Source organism: Alcanivorax profundi, from assembly GCF_003597125.1.
GTDB lineage: Bacteria > Pseudomonadota > Gammaproteobacteria > Pseudomonadales > Alcanivoracaceae > Alcanivorax > Alcanivorax profundi.
Genome location: NZ_QYYA01000002.1, coordinates 886,013 through 910,905, shown reverse-complemented (window position 1 = coordinate 910,905; position 24,893 = coordinate 886,013). Strand labels below are relative to the sequence as shown.

At 58.7% G+C, this 24,893-nt stretch carries 29 protein-coding genes; 11 read left to right on the top strand and 18 right to left on the bottom strand.

Translation table 11 applies throughout. The features are described 5' to 3' along the window. Positions 1-178 precede the first annotated feature (178 nt). The 5 genes from trhA to D4A39_RS17885 all read left to right on the top strand — a co-directional run bounded on the left by trhA (position 179) and on the right by D4A39_RS17885 (position 2,416). Positions 179-853 carry a PAQR family membrane homeostasis protein TrhA gene (gene trhA, locus D4A39_RS09550; RefSeq protein WP_031226497.1) on the top strand — a complete coding sequence of 225 codons (675 nt, stop codon included), beginning with the start codon at positions 179-181 and terminating at the stop codon, positions 851-853. A gap of 89 nt (positions 854-942) precedes the next feature. Beyond that, a complete protein-coding gene (locus D4A39_RS09545) occupies positions 943-1,263 on the top strand; it encodes an ArsR/SmtB family transcription factor (protein ID WP_119917977.1) in 321 nt (106 codons plus the stop codon). Continuing rightward, positions 1,260-1,697 (top strand): YeeE/YedE family protein, encoded by a 438-nt coding sequence (locus D4A39_RS09540; protein ID WP_119917976.1) that lies wholly within the window; start codon positions 1,260-1,262, stop codon positions 1,695-1,697. The genes D4A39_RS09545 and D4A39_RS09540 overlap by 4 nt, the downstream gene beginning before the upstream one ends. Next, on the top strand, positions 1,697-2,125 hold the full coding sequence (locus D4A39_RS09535; protein WP_119917975.1) for a DUF6691 family protein: 429 nt from the start codon (positions 1,697-1,699) through the stop codon (positions 2,123-2,125). Before D4A39_RS09540 ends, D4A39_RS09535 begins: the two co-directional genes overlap by 1 nt. A 132-nt stretch (positions 2,126-2,257) precedes the next feature. After that, a complete protein-coding gene (locus D4A39_RS17885) occupies positions 2,258-2,416 on the top strand; it encodes a hypothetical protein (protein ID WP_022985518.1) in 159 nt (52 codons plus the stop codon). A gap of 3 nt (positions 2,417-2,419) precedes the next feature. Here D4A39_RS17885 and D4A39_RS09530 read toward each other — a convergent pair whose 3' ends face one another. Both D4A39_RS09530 and D4A39_RS09525 read right to left on the bottom strand, forming a co-directional pair. Continuing rightward, a complete protein-coding gene (locus tag D4A39_RS09530) occupies positions 2,420-2,896 on the bottom strand; it encodes a glutathione peroxidase (protein WP_022985519.1) in 477 nt (158 codons plus the stop codon). A gap of 37 nt (positions 2,897-2,933) precedes the next feature. Next, a complete protein-coding gene (locus D4A39_RS09525; protein ID WP_022985520.1) occupies positions 2,934-3,605 on the bottom strand; it encodes a type 1 glutamine amidotransferase domain-containing protein in 672 nt (223 codons plus the stop codon). Positions 3,606-3,724: 119 nt separating this feature from the next. On the opposite strand from D4A39_RS09525, the gene D4A39_RS09520 reads away from it, so the two are divergent. Beyond that, positions 3,725-5,074 (top strand): deoxyguanosinetriphosphate triphosphohydrolase, encoded by a 1,350-nt coding sequence (locus tag D4A39_RS09520; RefSeq protein WP_119917974.1) that lies wholly within the window; start codon positions 3,725-3,727, stop codon positions 5,072-5,074. 102 nt (positions 5,075-5,176) lie between these two features. Here the strand turns inward: D4A39_RS09520 and D4A39_RS09515 are convergent, their stop codons facing one another. The 7 genes from D4A39_RS09515 to D4A39_RS09485 all read right to left on the bottom strand — a co-directional run bounded on the left by D4A39_RS09515 (position 5,177) and on the right by D4A39_RS09485 (position 11,648). Continuing rightward, positions 5,177-5,881: a hypothetical protein gene (locus tag D4A39_RS09515; protein ID WP_119917973.1), complete on the bottom strand. Its 705-nt coding sequence runs from the start codon at positions 5,879-5,881 to the stop codon at positions 5,177-5,179. Positions 5,882-5,921: 40 nt separating this feature from the next. Continuing rightward, positions 5,922-8,111 (bottom strand): InlB B-repeat-containing protein, encoded by a 2,190-nt coding sequence (locus D4A39_RS09510; RefSeq protein WP_119917972.1) that lies wholly within the window; start codon positions 8,109-8,111, stop codon positions 5,922-5,924. 119 nt (positions 8,112-8,230) lie between these two features. Continuing rightward, positions 8,231-8,731 (bottom strand): NUDIX hydrolase, encoded by a 501-nt coding sequence (locus D4A39_RS09505; RefSeq protein WP_119917971.1) that lies wholly within the window; start codon positions 8,729-8,731, stop codon positions 8,231-8,233. A 239-nt stretch (positions 8,732-8,970) separates the two neighbouring features. Then, positions 8,971-9,873: an endonuclease/exonuclease/phosphatase family protein gene (locus D4A39_RS09500; protein ID WP_119917970.1), complete on the bottom strand. Its 903-nt coding sequence runs from the start codon at positions 9,871-9,873 to the stop codon at positions 8,971-8,973. A 3-nt stretch (positions 9,874-9,876) separates the two neighbouring features. Next, the gene (locus D4A39_RS09495) at positions 9,877-10,512 is read right to left on the bottom strand and encodes a thiol:disulfide interchange protein DsbA/DsbL (protein WP_022985526.1); all 636 of its coding nucleotides are present in this window, start codon (positions 10,510-10,512) and stop codon (positions 9,877-9,879) included. A 194-nt stretch (positions 10,513-10,706) separates the two neighbouring features. Next, positions 10,707-11,357: a c-type cytochrome gene (locus D4A39_RS09490; RefSeq protein ID WP_022985527.1), complete on the bottom strand. Its 651-nt coding sequence runs from the start codon at positions 11,355-11,357 to the stop codon at positions 10,707-10,709. Positions 11,358-11,381: 24 nt separating this feature from the next. Further along, complete coding sequence (locus D4A39_RS09485; protein ID WP_022985528.1) at positions 11,382-11,648, bottom strand: c-type cytochrome; 267 nt, start codon at positions 11,646-11,648, stop codon at positions 11,382-11,384. A 206-nt stretch (positions 11,649-11,854) separates the two neighbouring features. Between D4A39_RS09485 and yihA the strand changes: the two genes are divergently transcribed. Further along, positions 11,855-12,505 carry a ribosome biogenesis GTP-binding protein YihA/YsxC gene (gene yihA / locus D4A39_RS09480; protein WP_022985529.1) on the top strand — a complete coding sequence of 217 codons (651 nt, stop codon included), beginning with the start codon at positions 11,855-11,857 and terminating at the stop codon, positions 12,503-12,505. 825 nt (positions 12,506-13,330) lie between these two features. On the opposite strand, the gene D4A39_RS09475 is transcribed toward yihA, so the two are convergent. Genes D4A39_RS09475 through D4A39_RS09450 form a run of 6 tightly spaced genes read right to left on the bottom strand, consistent with a single transcriptional unit; the run spans position 13,331 to position 19,080 of the window. Then, positions 13,331-13,663 carry a Na+/H+ antiporter subunit G gene (locus tag D4A39_RS09475; RefSeq protein ID WP_022985530.1) on the bottom strand — a complete coding sequence of 111 codons (333 nt, stop codon included), beginning with the start codon at positions 13,661-13,663 and terminating at the stop codon, positions 13,331-13,333. A 30-nt stretch (positions 13,664-13,693) separates the two neighbouring features. Next, positions 13,694-13,963, bottom strand: coding sequence for a K+/H+ antiporter subunit F (locus D4A39_RS09470; RefSeq protein WP_022985531.1), 270 nt, complete (start codon positions 13,961-13,963; stop codon positions 13,694-13,696). Then, the gene (locus tag D4A39_RS09465; RefSeq protein WP_119917969.1) at positions 13,957-14,454 is read right to left on the bottom strand and encodes a Na+/H+ antiporter subunit E; all 498 of its coding nucleotides are present in this window, start codon (positions 14,452-14,454) and stop codon (positions 13,957-13,959) included. The genes D4A39_RS09470 and D4A39_RS09465 overlap by 7 nt, the downstream gene beginning before the upstream one ends. Further along, a complete protein-coding gene (locus tag D4A39_RS09460) occupies positions 14,451-15,929 on the bottom strand; it encodes a monovalent cation/H+ antiporter subunit D (protein ID WP_119917968.1) in 1,479 nt (492 codons plus the stop codon). The genes D4A39_RS09465 and D4A39_RS09460 overlap by 4 nt, the downstream gene beginning before the upstream one ends. Continuing rightward, on the bottom strand, positions 15,926-16,282 hold the full coding sequence (locus D4A39_RS09455; protein WP_022985534.1) for a Na+/H+ antiporter subunit C: 357 nt from the start codon (positions 16,280-16,282) through the stop codon (positions 15,926-15,928). Before D4A39_RS09455 ends, D4A39_RS09460 begins: the two co-directional genes overlap by 4 nt. Then, a complete protein-coding gene (locus D4A39_RS09450; protein WP_119917967.1) occupies positions 16,282-19,080 on the bottom strand; it encodes a monovalent cation/H+ antiporter subunit A in 2,799 nt (932 codons plus the stop codon). Before D4A39_RS09450 ends, D4A39_RS09455 begins: the two co-directional genes overlap by 1 nt. A gap of 199 nt (positions 19,081-19,279) precedes the next feature. Here D4A39_RS09450 and D4A39_RS17765 point away from each other — a divergent pair, with 199 nt between their 5' ends. Together D4A39_RS17765 and polA are read left to right on the top strand one after the other, a co-directional pair. After that, on the top strand, positions 19,280-19,417 hold the full coding sequence (locus D4A39_RS17765) for a hypothetical protein (protein ID WP_158586926.1): 138 nt from the start codon (positions 19,280-19,282) through the stop codon (positions 19,415-19,417). A 229-nt stretch (positions 19,418-19,646) separates the two neighbouring features. Beyond that, a complete protein-coding gene (polA, locus tag D4A39_RS09445; protein ID WP_119917966.1) occupies positions 19,647-22,415 on the top strand; it encodes a DNA polymerase I in 2,769 nt (922 codons plus the stop codon). A gap of 67 nt (positions 22,416-22,482) precedes the next feature. Here the strand turns inward: polA and D4A39_RS18230 are convergent, their stop codons facing one another. After that, entirely contained in the window at positions 22,483-22,875 is a 393-nt protein-coding gene (locus D4A39_RS18230; RefSeq protein ID WP_199699438.1) for an SIR2 family protein, read from the bottom strand. A 242-nt stretch (positions 22,876-23,117) separates the two neighbouring features. On the opposite strand from D4A39_RS18230, the gene D4A39_RS18225 reads away from it, so the two are divergent. Beyond that, positions 23,118-23,303, top strand: a complete 186-nt coding sequence (locus D4A39_RS18225) for a zinc ribbon-containing protein (protein WP_368731517.1) — start codon at positions 23,118-23,120, stop codon at positions 23,301-23,303. A gap of 257 nt (positions 23,304-23,560) precedes the next feature. Here the strand turns inward: D4A39_RS18225 and D4A39_RS09430 are convergent, their stop codons facing one another. Both D4A39_RS09430 and D4A39_RS09425 read right to left on the bottom strand, forming a co-directional pair. Next, complete coding sequence (locus D4A39_RS09430; protein WP_232222028.1) at positions 23,561-23,647, bottom strand: YHYH domain-containing protein; 87 nt, start codon at positions 23,645-23,647, stop codon at positions 23,561-23,563. A gap of 153 nt (positions 23,648-23,800) precedes the next feature. Then, complete coding sequence (locus tag D4A39_RS09425) at positions 23,801-24,160, bottom strand: winged helix-turn-helix transcriptional regulator (protein WP_022985539.1); 360 nt, start codon at positions 24,158-24,160, stop codon at positions 23,801-23,803. 131 nt (positions 24,161-24,291) lie between these two features. On the opposite strand from D4A39_RS09425, the gene D4A39_RS09420 reads away from it, so the two are divergent. After that, complete coding sequence (locus tag D4A39_RS09420) at positions 24,292-24,885, top strand: NAD(P)H-dependent oxidoreductase (RefSeq protein ID WP_119917965.1); 594 nt, start codon at positions 24,292-24,294, stop codon at positions 24,883-24,885. Positions 24,886-24,893 lie beyond the last annotated feature (8 nt).

Here is a 24,893-nt window from a genome sequence, read left to right as displayed (position 1 = left end):
CTGGCCCGTACCCAAGCCTTGATGTCAGCAACCCCTCTTTTCAACCTGGCATGAAAAGGGTTTTACGATGACTTTACGAAAGGCTGTCCGAAATGGCGCTTTACAGGGGGTTTTGCCACTCGGCATCATGCAGACTCTTTTCCAGAAACGTTTCACCGATCATCGCCAGAGGGCCTCAATGGCTGCCACCCCGACCCCGGAACCGCCCTACTCGATCCTTGAAGAATGGTTGAATGGACTGACCCACGGCATTGGGGTGGCGCTGAGCATCGCCGGTACCGTGGTCTTGATCGTCGCCGCCAGCATGATGGGCGATCCCTGGAAAATCGTCGGGTTCAGCATTTTTGGCGCCAGCCTGATTTTGCTCTACAGCGCCAGCACCCTGTACCACAGCCTGCGCAGCCCAAAACTGCGCGCGGCCTTCAAGATGCTCGACCACTGCGCCATTTACGGGCTGATTGCCGGCACCTACACCCCCTTCCTGCTGGTGAACCTGCGCGGCCAGACGGGCTGGATTCTGTTTGCAGTGATCTGGGCGCTGGCGCTCACCGGCATTGGACTCAAGGCCCTGTACGGCCACCGCTTCAAGATGCTGCGCGTCGGCATTTACCTGGCCATGGGCTGGCTGATCCTGTTTGCCTCCAACGATCTGACCACCAAGCTCAACGACACTGGCTTCTGGCTGGTTCTGGCGGGCGGTATCACTTATACGGTAGGCGTGGTCTTCTACCTGGCGGACCGCATCATCCCCTTCAACCATGCTATCTGGCACCTGTTTGTCGTCGGCGGCAGCGTCTGCCATTTCTTTGCCATGTACTACGGCGTACTGCCATTCGAGCCTGCCGCGACATGAACCGCTTCGTCCCCAGTGCCTTGTCTCCGACACATCAAATAATATATATTATTTGATAATGTATTATGTTTAGTACCGAAAGGACTGTCATGCAACCCGATCCCGCCCTGCTGCGCACCAACGCCTGCGCCGCCAGCCAGATGCTCAAGGCCCTGTCTCACCCCGACAGATTGATGCTGCTCTGCCAACTGGCCGATGGCAAGGAACGCAGTGTCAGCGAACTGGAAACGCTGACGGCGCTTTACCAGCCCTCGCTATCCCAACAACTGGGAGTATTACGACGGGAAGGATTGATTGCCCCCCGCCGTGAAGGCAAGCAGATGTTTTACCGGGTCGCCGATACCCGCGCACTGGCCATTTTGCACACCCTGTACCAACAGTTCTGTGCGGAAACGGAGACAACGCCATGACCATTGACTGGCAGGCCTTTACCCCCTGGAGCGCCCTGGGTGGTGGCGCCCTGATCGGGCTCTCCGCTGCCTGGCTATTACATGCCAATGGCCGCATCGCAGGCATCAGCGGTATTGTCGGCGGACTGCTGCAACGGCCCGCCGGTGACCACGGCTGGCGGCTGGCCTTCATTGCTGGCCTGTTGACCGCCCCGCTGGTCTGGACGCTGTTTGCACCACTGCCAGCGCTGGTGATCGACGCAGACTGGCCCGTGTTGGTCATCGCCGGGCTGGTGGTCGGTATCAGCACCCGCTACGGCGCCGGCTGCACCAGCGGTCACGGGGTGTGTGGCCTGTCGCGGCTGTCACCACGATCGATGGCCGCCACCGTCGCCTTCATGGCCAGCGGCTTCGTGACCGTCTATGTGATTCGTCACCTGTGGGGAGGCCTGTAATGCGGGGCCATCATTTTGCAGCGTTTATCGCCGGGCTTGCCTTCGGGGTCGGCCTGCTTCTCGCCGGCATGGCCAACCCCGCCAAGGTGCTGGCCTTCCTGGATCTCGCCGGTCACTGGGACCCGTCTCTGGCACTGGTCATGGGCGCCGCCATACCGGTATCAGCCGTGGGCGTGTACCTGGCCCGTCAACGCAGCGCCCCCTTCTTCGCGCGGGCATTTCAGCTACCCACCCGTCGCACACTGGACAAACGACTGGTTCTTGGCGCCCTGGGATTTGGTATTGGCTGGGGGCTGGCCGGGTTCTGCCCGGGGCCGGCGCTGGTCGCGTCAGGCACCGGCAGCGCCAAAGCCATGATCTTTGTCGCCGCAATGCTGAGCGGGATGTTGATCTTTGAGGGGCTGGAGCGTCGCAAGGCGAGCCCCTAGCAGGGGCAAGGACACTATGTCCAATATGGCAGGCTGAGGGCTTGACCTAGAATCAGCGGGAACGGTGAACATTGATCGGGCAAGGTGCCCGGCTCTGTTCTGCGTCTCCACTGCCTTGAGAGAGCACACACCATGAACTGGGTCCCGATCATTCTGCTCGTGTTCAAGCTGGTCGTATTCGGCGTCGGCATGTTCTTCGCCATCAAATGGCATTACGACCAGGACAAGAAACTGAAGAAGCAGGCACGCTCCCCTGCCGTTGCGAGAGAGGAGCGCGACGCAAGACGCTGATGCCTACAGCAGCTTCTCGATGTCCTTGCGGATTGCTTCCGGCTTGTCGGTGGGGGCATAGCGCTTGATCACCTTGCCCTCCTTGTTCACCAGAAACTTGGTGAAATTCCACTTGATGCCCTTGCTGCCCAGCACCCCTGGCGCTTCCTGCTTCAGGTAGGTGTACAACGGGTGGGCGTTGTCACCATTCACATCGATCTTGTCGAACATGGTGAAACTGACGCCGTAGTTTTTCTGACAGAACGCCCCGATTTCATCCGCCGCGCCCGGCTCCTGCTTGCCAAACTGGTTACAGGGAAACCCGAGGATCTCCAGCCCCTTGTCCTTGAGGTCGTCATAAAGGCCTTCCAGCCCTTCAAACTGCGGCGTGAAACCGCATTTGCTGGCGGTATTCACAATCAGCATGACCTTGCCCTGGAAATCAGCCAGGTTTTTCTCATCGCCACTCAAGGTGGTAGCAGAATAATCGTAGATCCCCATCGTTTCTCCGTTTCCCTGTTTTGCCGGATACCGGCGGTTACTCTGAAAGCGCGTTAATGACCGCCCGGGCCACCGCCTCACTGGACTGTGGATTCTGGCCGGTTACCAGCTTGCCATCCGTGATCGCGTGCGCAACAAACTTGTCAGCCAGATCCAGTGTTGCCCCCAACTCTTCCAGTCGGGTGGCCAACAGGAACGGCATCACTTCATCCAGCCCGACCTCACGCTCTTCCTCGTTGGTGAAGCAGGCAACGGTACGGTTCTGTACCAGCGGGGAGCCATCTTCATTACGCAACCCCACCAGCGCCGCCGGGCCATGACACACCGCGCCCAGCAGGCCGCCATCCGCCCAGGTACGCTCCATCACCGCGGCCACCAACGGATTATCCGGCATATCGAACATGGCGCCATGGCCACCCGGGACAAAGACACCGCTAAAACCGTCTTCCCAGACATCCTCCAGCGCACGGGTATCCTGCAGCTGATCGATCGCCTCGCTCCATTGCGTCTTCTGGTCATCATCGGGAACCGAATTCGGGTCCACCGGGATCTTGCCTCCGCGAGGGCTGGCCACCACCAGCGGCACCTGTTGTTCCCGGAACAGCAGATAAGGGACGGCGAACTCCTCCAGCCACAGCCCTGTTTGCTGCCCCTGCCCCATCTGGGATGCGCTGGTGACCAGCATCAGTAACGGTTTATCCAGACTCATGAAGACCTCCCTTGCCGTATATTCTGTTCATCACAGCACCGCCCGTGGCAACATGCCGTGAGTGATTACCGTGGGACTTTGCCACGCGTTTCTCAAGGGATAACCGAGACTTTTACAATATGGATTGGCACGTACTGTTGAACAAGGCCCGCCTGGGCGGACGAAGCGCCAAGGACGAAAGCGGCCGTACCGCCTTCCTGCGTGACCATGACAAGATCATATTTTCCGGGGCCTTCCGCCGGCTGGCCCGCAAGACCCAGGTGCACCCGCTGGCCACCAACGACCATGTCCACAACCGCCTGACCCATTCCCTGGAAGTGTCGTGCGTTGGCCGCACCCTGGGTATCCGCGCCGGTGAGCGGCTGCATAGCAAGCATTTACTCCCCGACACCATCAGTGCCACCGACTTCGGCGACATCGTCCAGTCTGCGTGTCTGGCCCACGACATTGGCAACCCGCCGTTTGGGCATACTGGCGAGCGCGCCATTCGCGCCTGGTTCCAGGAACGGGGTCAGCACTTTCTGGACCTGCTACCGACACGCCAGCAAAGCGACCTGACGTTTTTCGAGGGTAATGCCCAGGGGTTTCGCATCCTCACCAAAAGCGAATATCACCAGTATGACGACGGCATGCGTCTCACCTACGCCACGCTCGCCACTTTCCTCAAGTACCCCTGGCTGTCTGCCGATGCCTCGGAGAGTAACAAACCCGGCAAATACAGCGCCTTCGTCTCAGAAGCATCCGCTTTCCAGGAAGTGGCAACGGCAACCGGCCTGCGTGAACTTTCCCCTGGACGCTACTGCCGCCATCCGCTGGCGTTCCTGATGGAGGCGGCAGATGATTTCTGCTACGCCATCATTGATCTGGAAGATGGTCTGGAAATGGACCTGCTGCACTGGGATGAAGTCTACGCCTTGCTGCAGCCTGCTCTCCCCGATACCCGTGAGGTCAGCGAACTGATTCATTCCGACCTGCGCGATGGCCGCAAGGCGGCGCTATTGCGCGGCAAGATCATCGAGCGATTTATTGAAGCAGGGGTCGAAGCGTTTGTCGCCAACCATGAACGTCTGTTACTCGGCCGCATGGAGGGGGATCTGATCAGCCATTGCGAACCGGCGGTGCGGGATGTAGTGGAGAACGCCAAACAACTGGCCCGCTCAAAAGTGTTCGAGCATCCCCGCAAGATCGAACTGGAAATTGGAGCCTTCGAAGTCATGGGCGCCCTGCTCGACGGGCTGATCGAAGCCGCCGTATCCCACGCTCGTAACAGTGCCAGAAACTATCGCCATGAACGCATCATCGATCTGATTGGCCGTCACAGCTTCCCCGATAATCTGGAACAATTACCGGAGCAGGAAAGGATCTATCAATGCATCATGCGGGCACTGGATTTTCTGGCGGGCATGACAGACAACTACGCCACTTATCTGGCTAAACAGTTTTCGGGAATGGCGGAGACGCGTTACTAACCCGAAAACGCCCCCTCTACACAAAACGAGACGCTCTACGGCTACTTCCAGGACACAAAAAAGGGGGCAAATGCCCCCTTCCTCGTTCAGTTTCAATGCGGATTATTCCACCACGGGCAAACGCACCCCGATAGCGATTGAATGCTCGTAATCACTATTGGTGCCGTACTCGTCGCTCTCCTGCTCAATAGAAGAACTCGTCAGAATAATCAGCTCTCCATTCATGGAAACCAGGAAATCCTCACTGTCTTCTTCTTCCGGGAACGTCACGGCGAGCACGTTGCCATCCAACGACCAACTACCCTGGTTAGTGAATGTCTCGGGGCCATCAACAAAGTCATCTACACGGTGCTCACAGACAAACGTATCAGGCTGGGTTTCTTCGCAATCATCTTTGTCCAGACCGATTTCCCGACCCGCTTCCTGCCATTGCTCAGACAGGCTGCCATCCTCGTTGAACGTAATCACGCTGGTACCGCCAAAGCCCTCAAGATAGCCAGAGCTATGGGGGCTCAAGGCGTCATGATGGGTACCGATAATATTGCCCACAAACATTACCTTGTAAGTGGAGCCCGCAATCTTGTCTTCCAGGGAACCACCGGTGCCAGCTGCGTCTTCCAGCGCGGAAATACGCTCATTATTGTCATTGATCGCAGAAATAAGCGCCGCAAAGTTGCCATTCACCTCGCTCGCCAACGCCGGGGTGTTGGCGTTGAATTGCGTTACATCACCTTCAGTCACTTCCGAAGCCATCGCATTGGCGCTCAGCACGGCGGCGGTGAGGCCAGTCAGAATCATCTTTTTCATGTCTCTTACCCTCTAAGGTTATGTCCTTTAACCAATGGCCTCACTGCCAGTTGGCTTGATCCCAGTTAAATTCGTTCCAGAACGCGCCGGTTGGGCCCGAACCGTCTTCCACAAAACTCACCACCACCTCACAGTCCGCAACAATCTCACCGGTGGTATAGGTTGTGCCGTCCACATTCAGGGAGCCGCCACAGCCACTGATGGTATTGACCTCATAGCCTTCACTCGGGGTGACGGTCAGCTCCCTGACATCGCCGTGCCCCACACCCTCCAGGTTCTCGCCGGAAATCATCCCGTTGTCACCCTGTACCGTGGCGGTAACGGTGTAAGTCTTCTCTTCGAAGGTCGCTTCCACTGAACAGGCAGCAGTAATGGTGGATGTGGTAAAGGTGTTGCCCTCAAGTGTCCCCCCACAACCGGTCACACCGGTCAGCTGATAGCCTTCATCTGCGGTCACCGTGAATACCTGGCTATCGCCGTGGTTAACCATGGGGTTGGCTGGCGAGAAGCTGCCATTGGCTGCGATCGTGGTTACCTGGTATTGCAGCGGATCGAAAGTCACTGCCACGGAACAATTGCCTGTGATGCCCGCAGTGGTGTAAGTGCTGCCTTCCAGGCTGCCGCCACAGGTGCCACCAACGGCGCCAATCTGGTGCCCTTCGTCAGGCGTCAGCGTAAAGCTGGCCGAACTACCATGCTCAACCGTTGCACTGGATTGCGAGGCGGTGCCATTGCCCGTGACTTGGGCAGTCACGGTATAGCTCATCAGACTCAGTACCGCTTCTACCTGACAGGCTTCAGTCACCGGGCCAACGGTGTAGCCACCATTCTGGCCGGTAGCAGCAACCTCACAGGTATCCCCAGCCACCGAGTCCACCTGGTAGCCCATCATCGCAGTCAGTGTCAGCGAACCATTCTGGCCATGGCCTACCGTCAGCGAATCAGGATCAAAACTCCCTTCACCCACGACATTGGTCGTTACCGCATATTGTTTCAGGGCAAAGCTCGGGGTGAGAGTACAGGCTGCCGTGATCGGCCCCGTTGTGTACGTGGTCCCTTCAAGCGAACCCCCACACCCCTCTACGCCCAGCAGGTCATAGCCTTCATCGATACTGATCTCGAACTCGGTGCTGTCACCGTGATCCACCAGCGCCGAACCGGGCAGCACCGCGCCACCCGTCACCGAAGCTGTGCTCACTTCGTATTCATTAATGACAAACGATACAGACAGACTACAGGTGGCCTCGATGACATCGGTGGTAAAGATCCCGCCCTCCAGGTCCCCGTCACAACCTGTCACCGTATCAATGCTGTAACCGGTGTCCGGTGTAATGGTGAAGTCGACCGTGGCACCGCCCAACACCGACACCGACGCCGGCGACACGCTACCGTTGCTACCGGCTGCAGCGGACAGCGTGTAGCTAGCGACACCAAGCTCTTCATTCTCGGACGCGTAGTCGTTGATCGCATCCACCAGATCACTGCTGCTGGTATCTGGCAGGGTCCCGGCATTGTCACCGATGGTGATATTGCTCCCGTCCTTCTTGCCATCCACGACGCCATCGGAGGCATCCTCAATGAGCGCGATCACGGTTTCAAACGGGTCGGTAGAGCCGCTCAGGGTGTTCGCCTGGGTAGAGAGCCCTCCCAGCACCGCAGCGTACTGCTTGGCGGCGGCATCATCGCCGCTGGTTGCAGGAACGGTAGTCAGCGGATCGAAAGACACCCCCAGCACGTCGTCAAGCACATCACGACCTGCGTTGACGCCATCATCCAGGGTTGCTTCCGCGTTGGCCGCCAGGTGCTCACGGGCGGCCCGCACCAGCAATTCGCTCACCGGCGTTACCGCTGCAGTCTCCGCCCCTGCGGGGAGGAACGAGTTCAAACTACCCGCATTGACGGTGGCGCCTGTGGCTTCATCCTCATAGGTGCCTCCTGACGCCTCGATCAACAGTGGGCGAGCCACCGAGTCCGGAATCGTCACGGACCAGCTGCCATCCGCCGCGGTGGTGATCGGACCGGCGACCGCGTCCCCGGTCTTGTTGCCTGTGGCATCCATGCTGTAGAGGTAAAGTGTTGCGCCAGCGACAGGCCCCTTGGTCACGGCACCGTCCACGCTGGACTTTGCAGACGGCGTCGACGAGGCATCGCCACTGCTGCCTCCACCGCCGCCGCATCCGGCGATGGCAATGGCCATCGCCAGGCTGGCGATTCTGAATGTTCCCTTCATGTGTGATATCTCCAATCACCCCGATTGACGTTGCCCAATCATTAGAAGGGAGTCATATACCGTGCGCATCACCCATATGGGGTATGCACTGCAGTACCGGCCTTAAACCGCTAACAGAATCAGGGGGAAGGAGGCAGCGACAGCTGTTCGTCGAGCACATTGAGGAAAAGTTCGAACTGGTAGGGAAAGCGCCAATCATCCTTGCGTAATTGCGCCGGGGAATACCACCCCATGGCGCTTACCTCCAGCCGTGATGACTCCGGCACAGGGAGAGGAGCGTTGACAGTCTGCGCGTCTGCGGGATAACAACGATAAAGATGAAAACCGTTCTTCATCACCCGTACACGCGGCCCGACCACCACCTCAATCCCTGTCTCTTCACGGGTTTCCCGATAAGCGGTGCACTGTGCCAGTTCACCGGCCTCCAGCGTCCCGCCCGGCACACCCAGCTTGCCGCCCCAGCGATGTGTAATCAGCAACACCTTGTCGTCCTGAACAATCAGACAACCTGCATTGGCACGGCGATCATCCTCTTCACCCGGCACGCGCGGGCAATCCGCCAGGGCCCCAAACGCGGGCAGCAGAAGCAGGGCAACGATGATCAAACGATTGAGGGTCATGAGGACAGCCTGACGCTTTCAAATGACGCTGTCATGGCATTTTGCTGGCTGTTTTTTTTGGGGGGGGAGGGCTAATCCAGCGCTCTGGAAGAGTGAACAGTTAACAGTGAATAGTGAACAGCGAAAACGACACCCGGTTTTCAAGCGCCTGCACTCCCTTAAACAGTAGTGCGCGGCCTCAGGCCGTTGAGTAAGCCCAATACGCTAACGCGCAACTGTTCACTGTTAACTATTCACTGTTAACTGATCAGCGGCAGCCGGTGTTCCCGGGTCGCGGCAATCACCTCGTCAGGCACAATGATTTCGGTGGCCAGTGGCAGGTGATCCGAGAGTCGGCAGTCTTCCAGTACCCGTGTGTGCTGGCTCTCCAGACCCGGAGACAAGAGGATATGGTCGATGTGGCGGTCCGGTGCCCAGCTGGGATAGGTGTTGAGGTTGTCCGCTTCCACGGTAACCAGTCCCAGCTCTGCCAATGGTGATGCATACAGGTGCTCAAGGCGGCAGTTAAAGTCGCCCATCATCACCACATACTTGTAGTCGCGCAGCATCCGTTTCAGGTAAGCCAGCTGGGTATTACGCACCTTCTCTCCCAGCGCCAGATGCGCCACCACCACCACCAACGGCTGGATGGGGTGACCATACTTGATCACGATGGCACCCCGCCCGGGCAAGCCAGGCAAACGGTGATCGGTGACTTCGAAGGGCTGCAAACGGCTCAGAAAGCCGTTGCTGAACTGGCCGAGGCGGCCAAGATTACGATTGAGCTGCTGATGCCAGAACGCAAAATCGCCCATGGAGGCCAGATGCACCAGCTGGTTCATGTTACGCGAACGCAGGCTGCCACCATCCACTTCCTGCAGGCCCACCACGTCAAAGTGGCTGAGCACCCCGGCAATCTGTTCGATGGTCTCGATACTGCGCGGGTGCGCAACAAGATGCTTCCAGCTGCCAGTGATGTAGTCACCGAACTTCTGGCTACCGATGCCGGCCTGAATGTTGAAGCTGAGCAACTTCAGGCGATTATCGGGTAATAGCACTTCACGGGTCTGGCGCGTCTTGCGAGCGCCCTCCCGAACGAAGGAAAAGCCCGCAGGGCGGGCTTTCCAGTCACGGTACGCGGTGCGAGCCTTATCCAGCAGCATGGATCAACCGCCGTTCTTTTCCTTGTTGGCCAGATATTCGATGACCTGGAACAGCTCATTATTGTCTTTCAGGTTCTGGCGCAGGATCAGGTACTTGCCGTTCACCACAAAGTTCGGCACACCAGGAATCTTGTAGGTGCGGGTCAGGGCGTCCGCCTGACGGATCTTGGTGGACACCCCGAACGAGCTGTACAGCTTGTTGAACTGCTCTGGCTCTACACCGTACTTACGGAAAAAGTTGGCCAGTGCTGGCTCGCTGAACAAGGGCTCGCGGTGCTTGTGAATCGCATCAAACAGCGGCGCGTGGATCTGGTCTACCAGCCCCATGGCCTCTTCCACATAATAGGCACGAGCCAGCGGCTCGGCGTTACGCAGGAAAAGAACCGGAGTGCGAACATAGTCGATATAGTCCGGCTTTTCCTCCAACCAGGCATCTACTGCCGGCTCCAGGGAGTAACAGTGGGGGCAGCCGTAGGAGAAAAACTCCCGCACTTCTACCTTGCTGGGGTCATCCACGCTCCCGGGCACATCCAGGATCTTGTAGTGGGTATCCACGGCGAAACGGGCATGATCATCAGCGGCAGAGGCCGCAGTAACCAGTCCCAACGTCAGCAGCAAAGCCGTCACAAAGCGAAGCATTCATCCTCTCCTTTTTGTTAATGTCCGGTAGTGTGACCACCGGCAGGCATTTTTTATCCTGAAACGCACCGTAATAACGCCTTTTCTACCGATCAGGTAAGGCGTTGTTCGGATACGCCCCGGTATCTTTTCACGTTAGCCACAAAAAAGGCAGCCCGAAGGCTGCCTTTTCTACAAACCGTAACCGGATAGCCTTACTTGGACAGCCCGGAAATGAAGCTGGCCACGGCCTTGATCTGGGTATCGCTCATTTCTGCCGCGATAGTCTGCATCATACCCGGCTCTTCGCCGCTAGCATCGTTGGTGCGCTTGATCAGGTTATCACCCAGATCATTACGGCCCGCGGCACGGAACGCCTTGAGCTGGTCTTCCACGTACTGGGCATTCTGACCTGCCAGGTGCGGGTACTGGGCCGCATCAATGCCCTGGCCTGCCGGGCCATGACAGCCGGAACAGGCGGGAAGATTATTGCCTGCGTCACCGCCACGGTAGAGCCGCTCGCCCAGCTCGACCAGGTCCGGATTGGCCTGACCGGCTTCCGCTTCCTGGGCTGCGTAATAGGCCGCGATGTCCTGCATGTCCTGCTCACTCATGCCTGCTACCTGACCCGCCATGATGGCATTGTCACGTGCACCGGACTTGAAATCCTGCAGCTGCTTGACCAGGTAGGCTTCGCCCTGCCCAGCCAGTTTCGGGTACATGGCGATCGTGGCGTTACCGCCCTGACCGTGGCAAGCCGCACACGGGGCCGCTTTGGCTTCACCGGCTTCAGCATCACCGGCCGCCATGGCCGGGGTGGCTACCACAGCAGCAGCCAGCAGCACGAACAGTTTTGCAAACTTCATGGCCTATCCTTAAACAACAGCGTCTTATTTGGCTTTTGACATGTACTCGATCAGAGCACGGTATTCTTCATCGCTACAGTCGTTGCACATGCCTTTGGGCGGCATGGCGTTAAACCCTTCTCTGGCGTGCTTCACCATGGTGTCCATGCCTTTTTCCAGGCGGGGCTTCCAGGCAGCTTCATCGTGGGATTTTGGCGCACCGGCGGCGCCGTTGGAATGACAGAAAGTGCAGCTACTGGCGTAACGTTCCTCAACCGTTGCTGCATGTGCAGCCCCCACGGTCAGAACCATTGCTAAACCTGCTACCCAACCCTTCATATCGTGTCCTCTGCTAAGCTGGCATCACCGCTGGCGAAGTGGGTTTGCCTTTCCGGGCAAACCCTTGTAGAACGTCCGCGGTCTCACCCTGACCGAGACCGGCGCCGGGATTATATACCAGTCTTGCAGGTCCCGTCATATTCCATGTGAATGGTAAGGATAAACAATAGAGGCCCAGAATGGCACAGCACCCCGTGGAAACCCTGCTGCATCAGGCCCGCTTTCTGCAAAGCGCCCAGCGCCTGGATCAGTGCCCGGCGGATGAAGGCCGGGAAGTGGCCTTTGCCGGCCGCTCCAATGCCGGCAAATCCAGCGCCATCAACCGTCTGACCAGCCAGCGCACCCTGGCCAGAACTTCCAAGACCCCGGGCCGTACCCAGCTAATCAACTTCTTTGAGCTGGATGACACCCGCCGGCTGGTTGACCTGCCCGGATACGGCTACGCCAAAGTCGCCAAGACCAAGCGCAACGAGTGGCAACAACACCTGGATCATTACCTGGCTGAACGCCAGGCGCTGATTGGCCTGGTCTTGATGATGGACATCCGCCATCCGCTCAAGGACTTCGATCTGCTGATGCTGGAATGGTCTGCCCAGGCCAACATGCCTCTGCACATTCTCATGACCAAGGCCGACAAGCTGAAATTCGGTGCCGCCAAGAGCACCCTGCTCAAGGTCAAGAGCCAGCTCAAGAACCACCCCGCCCCGTTGAGCCTGCAATTGTTCTCGGCCACCAATGGTACAGGCTGCGAAGACGCCTGGAACAAGCTGGGTGAATGGCTGGAGGTGGAGGGGTTCGGAGCCGATCAGCCTGTGACGCCCGAGGCCTGACGCCAATCCCACAGGAGCGGTCGTTCGACCGCGAAACACCCTCCGCAGCGAATCGCGGTGGAACCACCGGTCCCACAGTGAAATCGGGATTTTGGGGTCTGGGTCTGCGGCGCCTGACTTTTCTCCAGGCAAAAAAAATCCCTGGCAGCAATCTAGGGGGAAGGGAACGACTGTGCTGCCAGGGAGGCTTGCCGCCCCGGTCTTTTTGGGGGAAAAGACCGGGGACATTAGCGACGAACCGGTGAGGGTACTGGGGGATCGGGGGTTCCGGCCCGTCGCTGTAGATAAGATGCCCGCTTTCCCGGAAAGTTCCATCCCCCCGAAAGTATTTTTTGCAGACTTTTTTCCATCCTGTCGATCTGCGTCACAAAACTGGCGAGAAATGGCACCTCGGCCCCCTCTCGGTGCATAAAGGCGCCGGGCAAATACGGCCCGAGGGGGCTAGTTCATTGAATAAAAAGCAATTCTTTCAGGCAGGAAAAAGTGGCACAGCAGTTGCTTAATGATTAACCAAACACGCTTCTCTTGTCTGGCAGCCTAAACGCCAGGCAAAAAAAATCCCTGGCAGCAATCTTGGGGGAAGGGAACGACTGCGCTGCCAGGGAGGCTTGCCGCCCTAATCTCTGGGGAGAGATCAGGGAGTCCAAATAAGCTACGAACCGGCTGAGGGTACTGGGGGATCGGGGGGTGCCAATCCGTAGCTATTTCTTATGACCGCCCCGGTTTTTCGAAAGTTCCAACCCGTCCGAGCTTTTACAAATTTTACGATCGAACTCAGCAGCCCGCCGTAGTAGCGTCACTGGCAGCGGGCAGATCGCAGCTCACCTACTGCTTCCAGGGCTCACCTCGCGTTCCTTTCATCCGCTTGAGATCCCGGTGCATGGCCGCCTTCGCCAACATATGGGCCGATACCGGCGCGGTAATAAACAGGAACAGGGTGATCAATACCTCATGGAGCTGCAGCCCACGCTCCTGCCATGAGAAAAACAGCAACGACGCCACAATGGCACCGCCCACGCCCAGAGTCGTGGCTTTGGTCGGACCGTGCAGCCGGGTGTAGAAGTCCGGCAGCCGTGCCAGGCCAATAGAGCCCACCAGAGCAAACACGCCGCCGATCATCACGAAGGCAGAAACCAGCCACTCAATCAATGTGTCCATCTTGTCTTCTCCTGCAAGCCGCGGCGCGACTCACTCAATAATGTCGCCGCGGGTCACGTACTTGGCCACCGCCACGGTGCTGACAAAACCGATCAGTGCGATCAGCATGGCGGCCTCGAAATAGAGCTTGCTGTCCTGCTGGATGCCGTACAGCACAATAAGAGCAATGCTGTTGATATACATGGTATCCAGCGCCAGCACCCGGTCCGGCAACGATGGACCGAAAATCAATCGGCCCAGATTCAGTAGCCAGGCCAGCACAAACAGGCCCATGGCCAGGGAAATGGCTGTCTCTAGCATTCGAAAATCTCCTTCAGCGGGCGCTCGTAGCGCTGCTTGATCTCCGCCACCAGCGCGTCGGGGTCATCCACATCCAGGGCATGAATCAACAGGGTCTGACGATCCTGGCTCACATCGGCCGACACGGTGCCCGGCGTCAGGGAAATGGTGCTGGCCAGCAAGGCAATGGCAAAGTCATCGTCCAGCTCCACGGGAAATTCCACAAAGCCAGGACGTAACGATTTAAGCGGCCCCAACACCTTGATGGCCACCGACACGTTGGCCACAATGATGTCGTACAGCACCACCACCACAAAGCCAAACATCCGTGGCAGATTGCGAATCCGCGGCACATTCGGCCAGAAGGGGCGGGTCGTCAGCGGCAACAGTACCGCCAGCACCGCCCCCAACAGGGCATGCCCTGCCGTAAAGCCGCTAAGCAGCATCCACGCCAGCCACAAGATCAGACTCAGGCTGGGAAACGGCAGAACACGATCCAGCAAACGACTCATTGCGCACCTCCGCCCAGTACTGCCTGCACATACCCATGAGGCTGACGCAACTGGTCGGCAACCGCCTCTGCCCATTGCAGCCCCGCTTCACCCCACAGGGCCATGGCCGGGCTCAGGGCCAGCAACCACAGCACCGCGAACAAGCGTCGGCGTGATGGCCGCAGGCCTGCACTCTCCCCCGTGGTCCGCCAGAACAAGGTGGACCCGGCACGACTCAGGGCAATCACCCCACATAGCCCGGCCACCAGCAGCAGCACCCAGTAGATCGGTTCCGGCACGGTACGCAGCAAACCCACCTTGCCAATAAAGCCAGACAGGGGTGGCAGACCGATCACCGCGATGGCACCAGCAAAAAACAACAGCGACAGCCGGCCACTACCCAGAATAGCCGGGCCCGCCACCAGGCGATCGCCCACCTCGCCGCGACCCCGGGCCACCAGCCCGGCCAGCAGGAACAGGGCCCCGCAGATCAGCGTGGAGTGCACCAGGTAATACAGGGCCGGCGCCAGCGCCGACCCATACCCGGCAGAAAACGCCGCAATCAGGGTGCCCACCGACATCACCACCAGGTACGCCACCGCCGTCCCCAGACGCTTGGCCCCCAACGCCCCCAGGCAAGCCAACCCCAGGGTAATCAAGCCCAGCCACCACAACGCCTGCTGACCAATGGGCGGTATCGGCGCCACGATCAACGCCATCACCCGGACCATGGCGTAGATGCCTACCTTGGTCATGATGGCAAACAGTGCAGCCACTGCTGGGGTGGCATTGGCGTACGTCGCCGGCAACCAGAAATACAAGGGGAACAGCGCAGCCTTGAGACCGAACACCACCCACAGCAATAGCAACGCCACCGAGAACAGGGTGGTGTCTGCCGCCGGCAGAGACTGGGCCTTCACCGCCACATCCGCCATATTCAGGGTACCCGTGGTGCCATAAATCAGCCCCAACGCAATCAGGAACAGGCCAGAGCCCACCAGATTCAGCACCACATAATGCAGGCCTGCCTTCACCCGCGCCGGGCCACGGCCATGCAGCGCCAGCCCGTAAGAGGCAATCAGCAACACCTCGAAGAACACAAAGAGGTTGAACAGGTCGCCGGTGAGAAAGGCACCATTGATGCCCATCAACTGGAACTGAAACAGCCCGTGAAAGTTGGCCCCTTTGCGGTCATCACCGCAGCTCGCATACAGCAAGGCAGGAAAGGCCAGCACCGCGGTGAGCAACACCATCAAGGCACTGAACCGGTCCAGCACCAGCACGATGCCGAACGGCGCCTCCCAGTTGCCCAGTTTGTAAACGGTATAAGCGCCGTCCCAGGCCTGATTGACCAGCACCACACCCACGGCCAGCAGGGCCGCACAGGAGAGTAGCCCGGTAAAGCGGCGCAGCCGATGGCGTTCGCGCACCTCCAGCAGCAACAGCAACCCCGCCAGACACGGAATCAGAACCGGGGCGATAATCCAGTGACTCATGCCTCGCCCCCCTCATCCTTGCGACCGGGCACGTCATCGCGGCCATCCACGTGATCGGTGTAGTGCTCGCCCTGGCTACGCAAGGCCAGCACCACCAAAAACGCGGTCATGGCAAACCCGATCACGATGGCGGTCAACACCAGCGCCTGGGGCAGGGGGTCGGTGGGGTTCTCGCTCATGCCCACCACCGCCACTTCATCCATCTTCAAGCCACCCATGGAGAACAGGAACACGTTTACGCCATAGCTGAGCAGTGTCAGGCCCATGACCACCGGGAAGGTCCGTGCCCGCAGACACAAATACACCCCGGAGGTCACCAGCACACCAATAATGATTGCAACCAGCAGTTCCATCAGGCGTCCTCCCTCTTGTCATCCAGCAGCGACAGCTTGCCCAGATTGGCCAGCATCAACAGCGTCGCGCCCACTACCGTGAGGAACACCCCGGTATCGAACAGCATGGCGGTGGCCAGCTCGAACTTGCCCACCACCGGCCAGTAAATGTAAGCAAAATCACTGGTCAGGAACGGATAGCCAAAGGCCCAGCTACCGATCCCGGTCAGCCCTGCCAGCAGCACACCCAACGCTACCACCGGGTGGTAATCCCCCGGCATACGGCTATGCACCCAGGCCACGCCCGAAGCCACATACTGCAGCACCAGCGCCACCGACGTGATCAGGCCTGCCACAAAGCCCCCGCCCGGCAGGTTGTGCCCACGCAGGAAGATATACACCGCAATCAGCAAGGCCAGCGGTAGCAGAGGCCGTGAGATCGTCACCAGAATCAGTGGGTGGGCATCTTTCGCCCAGGGGCGGCCCAGCGAATCGTACTTGGCCGAACGCAGCTCCAGATCCTTGAGCAGGGCATAAATACCCATGGCCGCAATCCCCAGCACGGTGATTTCCCCGAAGGTATCGAAACCGCGGAAGTCCACCAGGATCACGTTCACCACATTGGTACCGCCGCCTCCGGGCTTGCTGTTGTCCATGAAAAACTGACTGATGGTGCTGGTTTCGCCGGTCATCACCAGGAACGCCATGACCGCCACGCCCACCCCGCAAATCAGGGCCAGCAGCATGTCGCGCAGTACCCGGATGGAAGACGACTCCGCCTTGGTGCGTACCGGCAGGAAGTACATGGCAAGCATCAGCAACAGCATGGTCACCACTTCCACCGACAGCTGGGTCAATGCCAGATCCGGCGCCGAAAAACGCACAAACAGCAGTGACACCATCAGCCCCACCACGCTCAATGACATGATCGAGGTCATACGATGGCGGTGCAGTATGGTGGTCAGCAACGCCCCCGCCACCAGCATGGCCGTGCAGAGGATCGCCACCCCGTCCATGGGCAGCATCGCCACATCCAGGCTCAGGGACGGCAGCTTGCCAAGCTGGGTCAACAGCACCACTGCCACCAGAGCAATCAGCCAGGCCACATAACTCTGTAGCGACCCGTTCTGGAAACGCTGGGTAATGGCGGCAGACCAGCGCCCCAGGCGCTGCACCTGACCTTCAAAGACCAGCTTGGCATCGATATCAGGCACACGGGAGCGCAGCGCAAACAGACGGCGCCGCTGGGTGTAAACCAGCACCCCACCCACGGTAGCAACAACGCTCATCAGCAACGGCAGGTTAAAACCGTGCCAGATCGACAGGTGATATTCCGGCAGATTGCCGCCCAGCGTCGCTGTGGCCGCCACGGCCAGCAGCCCGGCCACGGTGATCGCCGGGAACACCCCCACCGCCACACACAACGCCACCAGAATTTCCACCGGCACCTTCATGTAGCGCGGCGGCTCATGGGGCGGGTATTTGGGCAGGTTGACCGGTTCGCCATTAAAGAACACATCGTGAATAAAGCGCGCCGAGTAGGCCACCGAGAACACCCCGCCCAGGGTCGCCCCCACCGGCAGAATCCAGCTCAGGGCCCCCAGCTGGTGGGAATCCAGCGTTTCGGCAAAGAACATCTCCTTGGACAGGAAGCCATTCAGCAACGGCACCCCGGCCATGGCTGCCGAGGCCACCATGGCCAACACCGCCGTGTAGGGCATGTACTTCCACAGGCCATTGATGCGGCGCATGTCGCGGGTGCCGGTTTCGTGATCAATGATCCCCGCTGCCATGAACAGGCTGGCCTTGAAGGTCGCGTGGTTGATGATGTGGAACACCGCTGCCACCGCCGCCATCTCGCTGTTCAGACCAAACAGCAGGGTAATCAGGCCCAGATGGCTAATGGTGGAGTACGCCAGCAACCCCTTGAGATCGTGCTGGAACAGGGCCGCAAAAGCGCCCCACAGCAAGGTCAGCATGCCCGCCAGGGACACCAGCTCAAACCACAGGTCGGTGCCGGCCAACGCCGGGTACAGCCGCGCCATCAGGAACACCCCGGCTTTGACCATGGTGGCCGAGTGTAAGTAGGCGCTCACTGGCGTGGGTGCTGCCATGGCGTGGGGCAGCCAGAAATGGAACGGGAACTGGGCGCTCTTGGTGAACACCCCCAGCAACACCAGACAAAGAATCAGCGGGTACCATTCGCTGCCGCGAATCAGTTCACCGCTTTCCAGCACCGTTTGCAGGGAGAACGACCCCACCACGCCACCGATCAACAGCACCCCGGCCAGCAACGCCAGGCCGCCCATGCCGGTCACCGTCATGGCCATGCGCGCACCCTTGCGGGCCCCGGTCTGGTGCCCCCAGAAACCGATCAGCAGAAACGAGCTAAGGCTGGTCAGCTCCCAGAACACCACCAGCAACAGCAGGTTGTCGCTGGTGACCACACCCAGCATGGCACCCATAAAGAGCAGCAGGTAGGCGTAAAAGCGTCCGGCTTTCTCCTTGGCGGAGAGGTAATAGCGGGCATACAGGATCACCAGCAGCCCGATGCCCAATACCAGAAGGGCAAACAGTAATGCCAGGCCATCCAGACGGAAGTCCAGCGACAGATCCAGGCTGGGGATCCAGTTCAGGGTGCTGTGCAGGGTTTCGCCGGCAAACACCTGTCGGGCAGGCGCATAGAGCAGCGCCAGGGCCGTGGCAGGCAACAACGCCGCACCGCAGGCCAACAGGGTTCGGTTCCCCGTGAAACGCTCCACCAATGGCGGCAGAAATGCGCCCAGAAAAGGCAGCATCACCACAAAGGCAAGGTTCATAGATCAATCCGTTGTCATCATCGTAAGGGCGGCAACCCGCCCGCTAGCTTGAACAGGGTAGCTCAGAAAGACAATGACAACGGCGGATCAGGAAAATACGGACGGCGGCCCCGGCGAGGACACTGGGACAGGATGATGCAGCAGGGCTGGACCAGAAACGCGGTCATGGCATCCGTATTGATCGAAAGGAGCGCTGAGTATGCCACGGGTGGGCGGTGGGTGCGATACGACGCACAGCGACAAGCGTCAAGCTGCAAGCGACAACGCGGAGAAACGCCATACCCTGCTGCCAGGCCGTGCCCGCGAACCTGACCGTGGCGCCGAAACCCTTCGTTGAGCAAACGGAATCTCCTACAAGGCCTCCAGCCCCGACCCCGATGACGGCTTTGCAGGCGATTCAACTTGTTGAACGAATACCGCAATGAATCGCGGGCACAGCCTCCCCGGTTAACTGATGCCCAACCCGCGTTGCAGCTTGCAGCTTGAAGCTTGCCGCCCCCCGCCCTGCCGAAACCCGTCAATTCCGCTACACTCTCCCCCTCAGTCATCAGCAGAAGTCGAACCCCATGTCCGCAGCCGAAAAGCCCATCATCCTGGTCGATGGTTCCTCCTACCTTTACCGCGCCTTTCATGCCCTGCCGCCGCTCACCACCTCCAGCGGCCAGCCCACCGGGGCCGTGCGCGGCGTGGCCGCCATGTTGCGCAAACTGATGAAGGACTACGACCCGGAGTACATGGCGGTAATTTTCGACGCCAAGGGCAAGACCTTCCGCGACGACATGTTCGAAGCCTACAAATCCAATCGCCCGCCCATGCCCGATGACCTGCGCGCCCAGGTCCAGCCGCTACACGACCTGATCCGCGCCATGGGCCTGCCGCTGATTATTGAAGAAGGCGTTGAAGCCGACGACGTAATCGGCACCTACGCCCGAATCTTCGGCGAGCAGGGCAAACCGGTGCTGATCTCCACCGGCGACAAGGACATGGCCCAACTGGTCACCGACAAGGTCACCCTGATCAACACCATGAACGACGCCCTTTACGACATCGAAGGCGTGAAGAAAAAGTTCGGCGTGGGGCCCGAGCTGATCATCGACTTCCTCGCCCTCATGGGCGACAAGGTGGACAACATCCCCGGCGTGCCTGGGGTGGGGGAAAAGACCGCCCTCGGCCTGCTGCAGGGCCTGGGCTCCCTCGACACCGTCTACGACAACCTGGACAAGGTCGCCGGACTGAGCTTCCGGGGCGCCAAGACCCTGGGCAAAAAGCTGGAAGAACACAAGGAGATGGCCTTCCTCTCCTACCAACTGGCCACCATCAAGCTGGACTGCGAGGTCAGCGACGACCTCAACGACCTGAAACTGCAAACCCCGGACGCCGAGAAACTGGCCGAGTACTACCGCAGCCTGGAATTCAAGGGCTGGCTCAGTGAACTGCTGGCCGGCAAAGACCCCGCCGCCGAAGACGCCGGTGGCCAGGTCGAGATGGAGGCCGACGACGACACTCCACCCGCCCCCAGTTTCGGGCGCGACGCCTACGACATCGTCTACACCCCGGCGCAGCTGGACAAGTGGATCGACAAGCTGAAAAGCGCCGGGGAATTTTCCTTCGACACCGAAACCACCAGCCTCAACTACATGAATGCCGAACTGGTGGGCTTCTGCGTGGCCGTGGATGACAAGGCCGCCTACATCCCCTTCGGCCACAACTACCCCGGCGCCCCGGACCAGCTCGACAAGCAAGTCGTCATGGACGCCTTCAAACCCCTGCTGGAAGACGCACAGCTAAAGAAAATCGGCCAGAACCTGAAGTACGACATGAGCGTACTCGCCGAAGACGTGGGCATCACCCTGCGCGGCGTGGCCTACGACACCATGCTGGAATCCTACGTGCTGGATTCCGTGGCCACCCGCCACGACATGGATTCCCTGTCCCTGAAATACCTGGGCCGCAAGACCATCAGCTTCGAAGAGATTGCCGGCAAGGGTGCCAAGCAGCTCACCTTCAACCAGGTGGGCCTGCACGAAGCCAGCCGCTACGCCGCCGAAGACGCCGACGTGACCCTGCGCCTGCACCAGACCCTGTGGCCCAAACTGGAAAAGGAAGGTCGCCTGCCGGAGGTATTCCGCGACATCGAACTGCCGCTGGTCACCGTGCTCAGCCGCATCGAGCGCAACGGCACCTACGTGGACGCCACCCTGCTCAAGCACCAGAGCCAGTTCCTGGCCAAGCGCATGGCGGAACTGCAGGAAAAAGCCTTCGACATCGCCGGGCAGGAATTCAACCTGGCCAGCCCCAAACAGCTGGGCGAAATCCTCTACGAAAAACTGGAAATCCCGGTGATCAAAAAGACGCCAAAAGGCGCGCCGTCCACCGCCGAACCGGTGCTGCAGGAACTGGCCCTGGAATACCCCCTGCCCCAGGTGATCATGGATTACCGTGGCGTGGCCAAACTGAAGAACACCTACACCGACAAACTGCCGGAGCTGATCAACCAGCGCACCGGCCGCGTGCACACCTCCTACCACCAGGCGGTGGCCGCCACCGGGCGTCTGTCGTCCAGTGATCCCAACCTGCAGAACATTCCGGTGCGCAGTGAAGAAGGCCGCAAGATCCGTCAGGCGTTTCTCGCTCCGAAAGGAAAGAAAATCGTCGCCTGCGATTACTCCCAGATCGAACTGCGCATCATGGCCCACTTGAGTGGCGACAAGGGCCTCACCGATGCGTTTGAGAAAGGCCTGGATATTCACCGCGCCACCGCCGCCGAAGTGTGGGGCAAGACCCTCGACGACGTCAGCGACAACGACCGCCGCAATGCCAAGGCCATCAACTTCGGCCTCATCTACGGCATGAGCGCCTTCGGCCTGGCCAAACAACTGGGCCTGCCGCGCAAGGAAGCCCAGGACTACATCGATCTCTACTTCGAACGCTACCCGGGCGTAAAACGCTACATGGAAGACACCCGCGCCCAGGCTTCCGAGCAAGGCTACGTGGAAACCCTGTTCGGCCGCCGCCTCTACCTGCCGGAAATCCGCAGCAGCAACGGCCAACGCCGCCAGGCCGCCGAACGCACCGCCATCAACGCCCCCATGCAAGGCACCGCGGCGGACATCATCAAGATGGCCATGATCAAGGTCCACGACTGGCTCGACACCACCGACTTCGACGCCAAGATGATCATGCAGGTGCACGATGAACTGGTGTTTGAAGTGGCAGAGGATCAGGTGGAGGATCTAGTTAAGGAAGTGAAGGCTCGTATGGAGTCAGCGGCAGAGTTGAAGGTGCCGTTGATTGTGGATGCGGGGATTGGGGAGAATTGGGATGAGGCGCATTGAGCGCCTCAGACAGCATCCAAATTGAAGAATATAAGCATCTTTGTTGGATATCATCATAAGTCAATTTCTAAACACCCATCCCAATTTTCTGAAGAATCCTTGGGATCTCATCATATTCTTCATACCAAATCACATTAACTCCTAGCTCGCGCATCACTTCCTCATTCAGGCTATGATGACGATCCAGAAAACGCTTCGAGATACTTACTGGAGCTCGAACAACATTTCTCCCAGATTCTTTCTTGAATTTTTCCAACCCAATTCTCTGCATAAATGCATAGTGTCTAGGCCGATCTAATGATTTGGCTGCGATTTCGAGAAGCCTCCGCAAGTTGGGGTCTGACAACGAAAGACCAACCATCAGGCAAGTTGTCTCTTTGAGACTTGCAAGCTGAACAAGGTTGGACCAGTGGTAAGCCTCTCCATAAATCTGATGGTACCCTTCTTCAGAAAAAACCAACGTCGAACGCTCGAGATTGGAATACCTTGATCGATCCTCAGGAAGCAGTTAAATAGGGGGCACGCATCAAACCATATATCATAACCTGTTGATTATAAATATAAATTAGCCAATCCTTCCACCACAGTGCTACCCAGCTCATCCGCCGATAATGCAACCCGAAACGTCACATCGCAGCACAATCTCAATACTGAGAATTGCGCACAAGCCATCAATTGAGTAGCTTATCAATAGGTCAAAAAATGCACAGGAGATTGACGATGGAACGCTTTCTCAAAAATGTACGACCTCTCAAGTCGACGACCGGGGAAAAACCGGGCAAAGGCTCTTACCAATGCAATAACTGCCAGCAGGTTGTTCACCTAGACGACCAGACCGACAGACTCCCGCCCTGCCCGCGCTGCGGCGAAACAGAGTTTTGGCCTTAAAAAAAGATAAGGAGATCTAACAATGGGAATCAAGCCAGGCCCAAAGCCGAAAGCCAAGTCAACAGGCAAGGAAGATCGACGACAACGGGTAACCCCTGAGAACAAACCCAAGCACAAGGGCCTCAAAACCCATAAGCATAAATCCGGGGACTAAGTGCTCTCAATTATAGGTCAGAAATCGATAAAACCAGGCAGGAATAAAGCCAGGAAAAAATGGAGTTATGCGCGATAGCGATGAAGCTATCGCGCTCCAGAAATCAGTGGCAGTGGTAGGGTTTTTTCCCCGCATGGCATCCATTCGCATCAGTACCACCAGAGTGAGCCAAAGCAGTGCCAGAAACCATCATAACAAGCGCAAGTGCAGCCATTACCTTCTTCATAGTTATCACCTTCCCTAGGTTTTGTAGTTCAACCATACTGCATCTCACAGCCATCCAGGGCAATAACTGAACAGAATGTCAGCCTTTAGCCATTGCAATCGAGGGCCAGTATCCACCCTACCGAATATCATACTTCTCCGACCACAACCGCAGATCCTCCAGGATATCCATCGCACTGCGCCCCAGCTCGGTGAGCTCATAGGTCACGGCGATAGGACGGTCGTTGATGACGGTGCGGAGCACCATGCCGCGGGCCTCCAGCTCCTTGAGGCGCTGGTCGATCATCTTCTTGGTGGCGCCGCCCAGCATGCGGTTCAGATCATTGAAGCGTACCGGGCCATCCTTGAGGTGGTAGATCAGCGAACCGGTCCACTTGCCGCCGATAATGCGCATTCCCCGCTCGATGGCGCAGGGCTCCATGCAGGCATCGATGACTTTTTTTCGGCCATAACCGTCTGTTTCGATGCGACTTTTCATTTTTTCACCGCCGTTTTCACCAGGTTCCCAAAAGGATACTAATTGATCCGCGTCCTTAGGTATAAATAGTATACCTGAAATAGATTGGTAACCAGCAGCCGCTGCCCCTTTACTGTTTCATGGAGAGCCCAATGAGCAAGGTCCTGATCATCAACGCCCACCATCACTACCCGTTTGCCGAGGGCAGACTCAACGCCTCGCTGGTGCAACGGGCCAGCGAACAGCTCCAGGCCAATGGCCACCAGACCCGCATTGTGGAGGTGGACAAGGGCTGGGACGTGGAGCAGGAACTGGCCAATCACCAGTGGGCCGATGTGATCCTGCTGCAGACCCCGGTGAACTGGATGGGGGTGCCGTGGGTGTTCAAGAAGTACATGGACGAGGTGTACACCGCCGGCATGGGTGGGGCGCTGTGCAACGGCGACGGCCGAAGCGAAACCGCCCCCAAGGCCAACTACGGTGCCGGCGGCACGTTGAACGGCAAGCGCTACATGCTCTCATTGACCTTCAACGCCCCCGAAGAAGCCTTTGAGAACCCGCAGGAATACCTGTTCCAGGGCAAGAGCGTGGACGACCTGCTGTTCCCCATGCACATGAACTTCCGCTTCTTCGGCATGACCCCCCTGGACACCTTCGCCTGCTTTGACGTGATGAAGAATGCCCAGGTGGAAAACGACTTTGTGCGTTTCCAGCAGCATCTCGACACCCAGTTCCCGGCCGCCTGAAGGAGTGC

Bases quoted from the DNA above. Each gene is read 5' to 3' on its own strand.
- trhA (WP_031226497.1), top strand. From the start codon at position 179: ATGGCTGCCACCCCGACCCCGGAACCGCCCTACTCGATCCTTGAAGAA.
- D4A39_RS09545 (WP_119917977.1), top strand. From the start codon at position 943: ATGCAACCCGATCCCGCCCTGCTGCGCACCAACGCCTGCGCCGCCAGC.
- D4A39_RS09540 (WP_119917976.1), top strand. From the start codon at position 1,260: ATGACCATTGACTGGCAGGCCTTTACCCCCTGGAGCGCCCTGGGTGGT.
- D4A39_RS09535 (WP_119917975.1), top strand. From the start codon at position 1,697: ATGCGGGGCCATCATTTTGCAGCGTTTATCGCCGGGCTTGCCTTCGGG.
- D4A39_RS17885 (WP_022985518.1), top strand. From the start codon at position 2,258: ATGAACTGGGTCCCGATCATTCTGCTCGTGTTCAAGCTGGTCGTATTC.
- D4A39_RS09530 (WP_022985519.1), bottom strand. From the start codon at position 2,896: ATGGGGATCTACGATTATTCTGCTACCACCTTGAGTGGCGATGAGAAA.
- D4A39_RS09525 (WP_022985520.1), bottom strand. From the start codon at position 3,605: ATGAGTCTGGATAAACCGTTACTGATGCTGGTCACCAGCGCATCCCAG.
- D4A39_RS09520 (WP_119917974.1), top strand. From the start codon at position 3,725: ATGGATTGGCACGTACTGTTGAACAAGGCCCGCCTGGGCGGACGAAGC.
- D4A39_RS09515 (WP_119917973.1), bottom strand. From the start codon at position 5,881: ATGAAAAAGATGATTCTGACTGGCCTCACCGCCGCCGTGCTGAGCGCC.
- D4A39_RS09510 (WP_119917972.1), bottom strand. From the start codon at position 8,111: ATGAAGGGAACATTCAGAATCGCCAGCCTGGCGATGGCCATTGCCATC.
- D4A39_RS09505 (WP_119917971.1), bottom strand. From the start codon at position 8,731: ATGACCCTCAATCGTTTGATCATCGTTGCCCTGCTTCTGCTGCCCGCG.
- D4A39_RS09500 (WP_119917970.1), bottom strand. From the start codon at position 9,873: ATGCTGCTGGATAAGGCTCGCACCGCGTACCGTGACTGGAAAGCCCGC.
- D4A39_RS09495 (WP_022985526.1), bottom strand. From the start codon at position 10,512: ATGCTTCGCTTTGTGACGGCTTTGCTGCTGACGTTGGGACTGGTTACT.
- D4A39_RS09490 (WP_022985527.1), bottom strand. From the start codon at position 11,357: ATGAAGTTTGCAAAACTGTTCGTGCTGCTGGCTGCTGCTGTGGTAGCC.
- D4A39_RS09485 (WP_022985528.1), bottom strand. From the start codon at position 11,648: ATGGTTCTGACCGTGGGGGCTGCACATGCAGCAACGGTTGAGGAACGT.
- yihA (WP_022985529.1), top strand. From the start codon at position 11,855: ATGGCACAGCACCCCGTGGAAACCCTGCTGCATCAGGCCCGCTTTCTG.
- D4A39_RS09475 (WP_022985530.1), bottom strand. From the start codon at position 13,663: ATGGACACATTGATTGAGTGGCTGGTTTCTGCCTTCGTGATGATCGGC.
- D4A39_RS09470 (WP_022985531.1), bottom strand. From the start codon at position 13,963: ATGCTAGAGACAGCCATTTCCCTGGCCATGGGCCTGTTTGTGCTGGCC.
- D4A39_RS09465 (WP_119917969.1), bottom strand. From the start codon at position 14,454: ATGAGTCGTTTGCTGGATCGTGTTCTGCCGTTTCCCAGCCTGAGTCTG.
- D4A39_RS09460 (WP_119917968.1), bottom strand. From the start codon at position 15,929: ATGAGTCACTGGATTATCGCCCCGGTTCTGATTCCGTGTCTGGCGGGG.
- D4A39_RS09455 (WP_022985534.1), bottom strand. From the start codon at position 16,282: ATGGAACTGCTGGTTGCAATCATTATTGGTGTGCTGGTGACCTCCGGG.
- D4A39_RS09450 (WP_119917967.1), bottom strand. From the start codon at position 19,080: ATGAACCTTGCCTTTGTGGTGATGCTGCCTTTTCTGGGCGCATTTCTG.
- D4A39_RS17765 (WP_158586926.1), top strand. From the start codon at position 19,280: ATGCCACGGGTGGGCGGTGGGTGCGATACGACGCACAGCGACAAGCGT.
- polA (WP_119917966.1), top strand. From the start codon at position 19,647: ATGTCCGCAGCCGAAAAGCCCATCATCCTGGTCGATGGTTCCTCCTAC.
- D4A39_RS18225 (WP_368731517.1), top strand. From the start codon at position 23,118: ATGCACAGGAGATTGACGATGGAACGCTTTCTCAAAAATGTACGACCT.
- D4A39_RS09430 (WP_232222028.1), bottom strand. From the start codon at position 23,647: ATGGTTTCTGGCACTGCTTTGGCTCACTCTGGTGGTACTGATGCGAAT.
- D4A39_RS09425 (WP_022985539.1), bottom strand. From the start codon at position 24,160: ATGAAAAGTCGCATCGAAACAGACGGTTATGGCCGAAAAAAAGTCATC.
- D4A39_RS09420 (WP_119917965.1), top strand. From the start codon at position 24,292: ATGAGCAAGGTCCTGATCATCAACGCCCACCATCACTACCCGTTTGCC.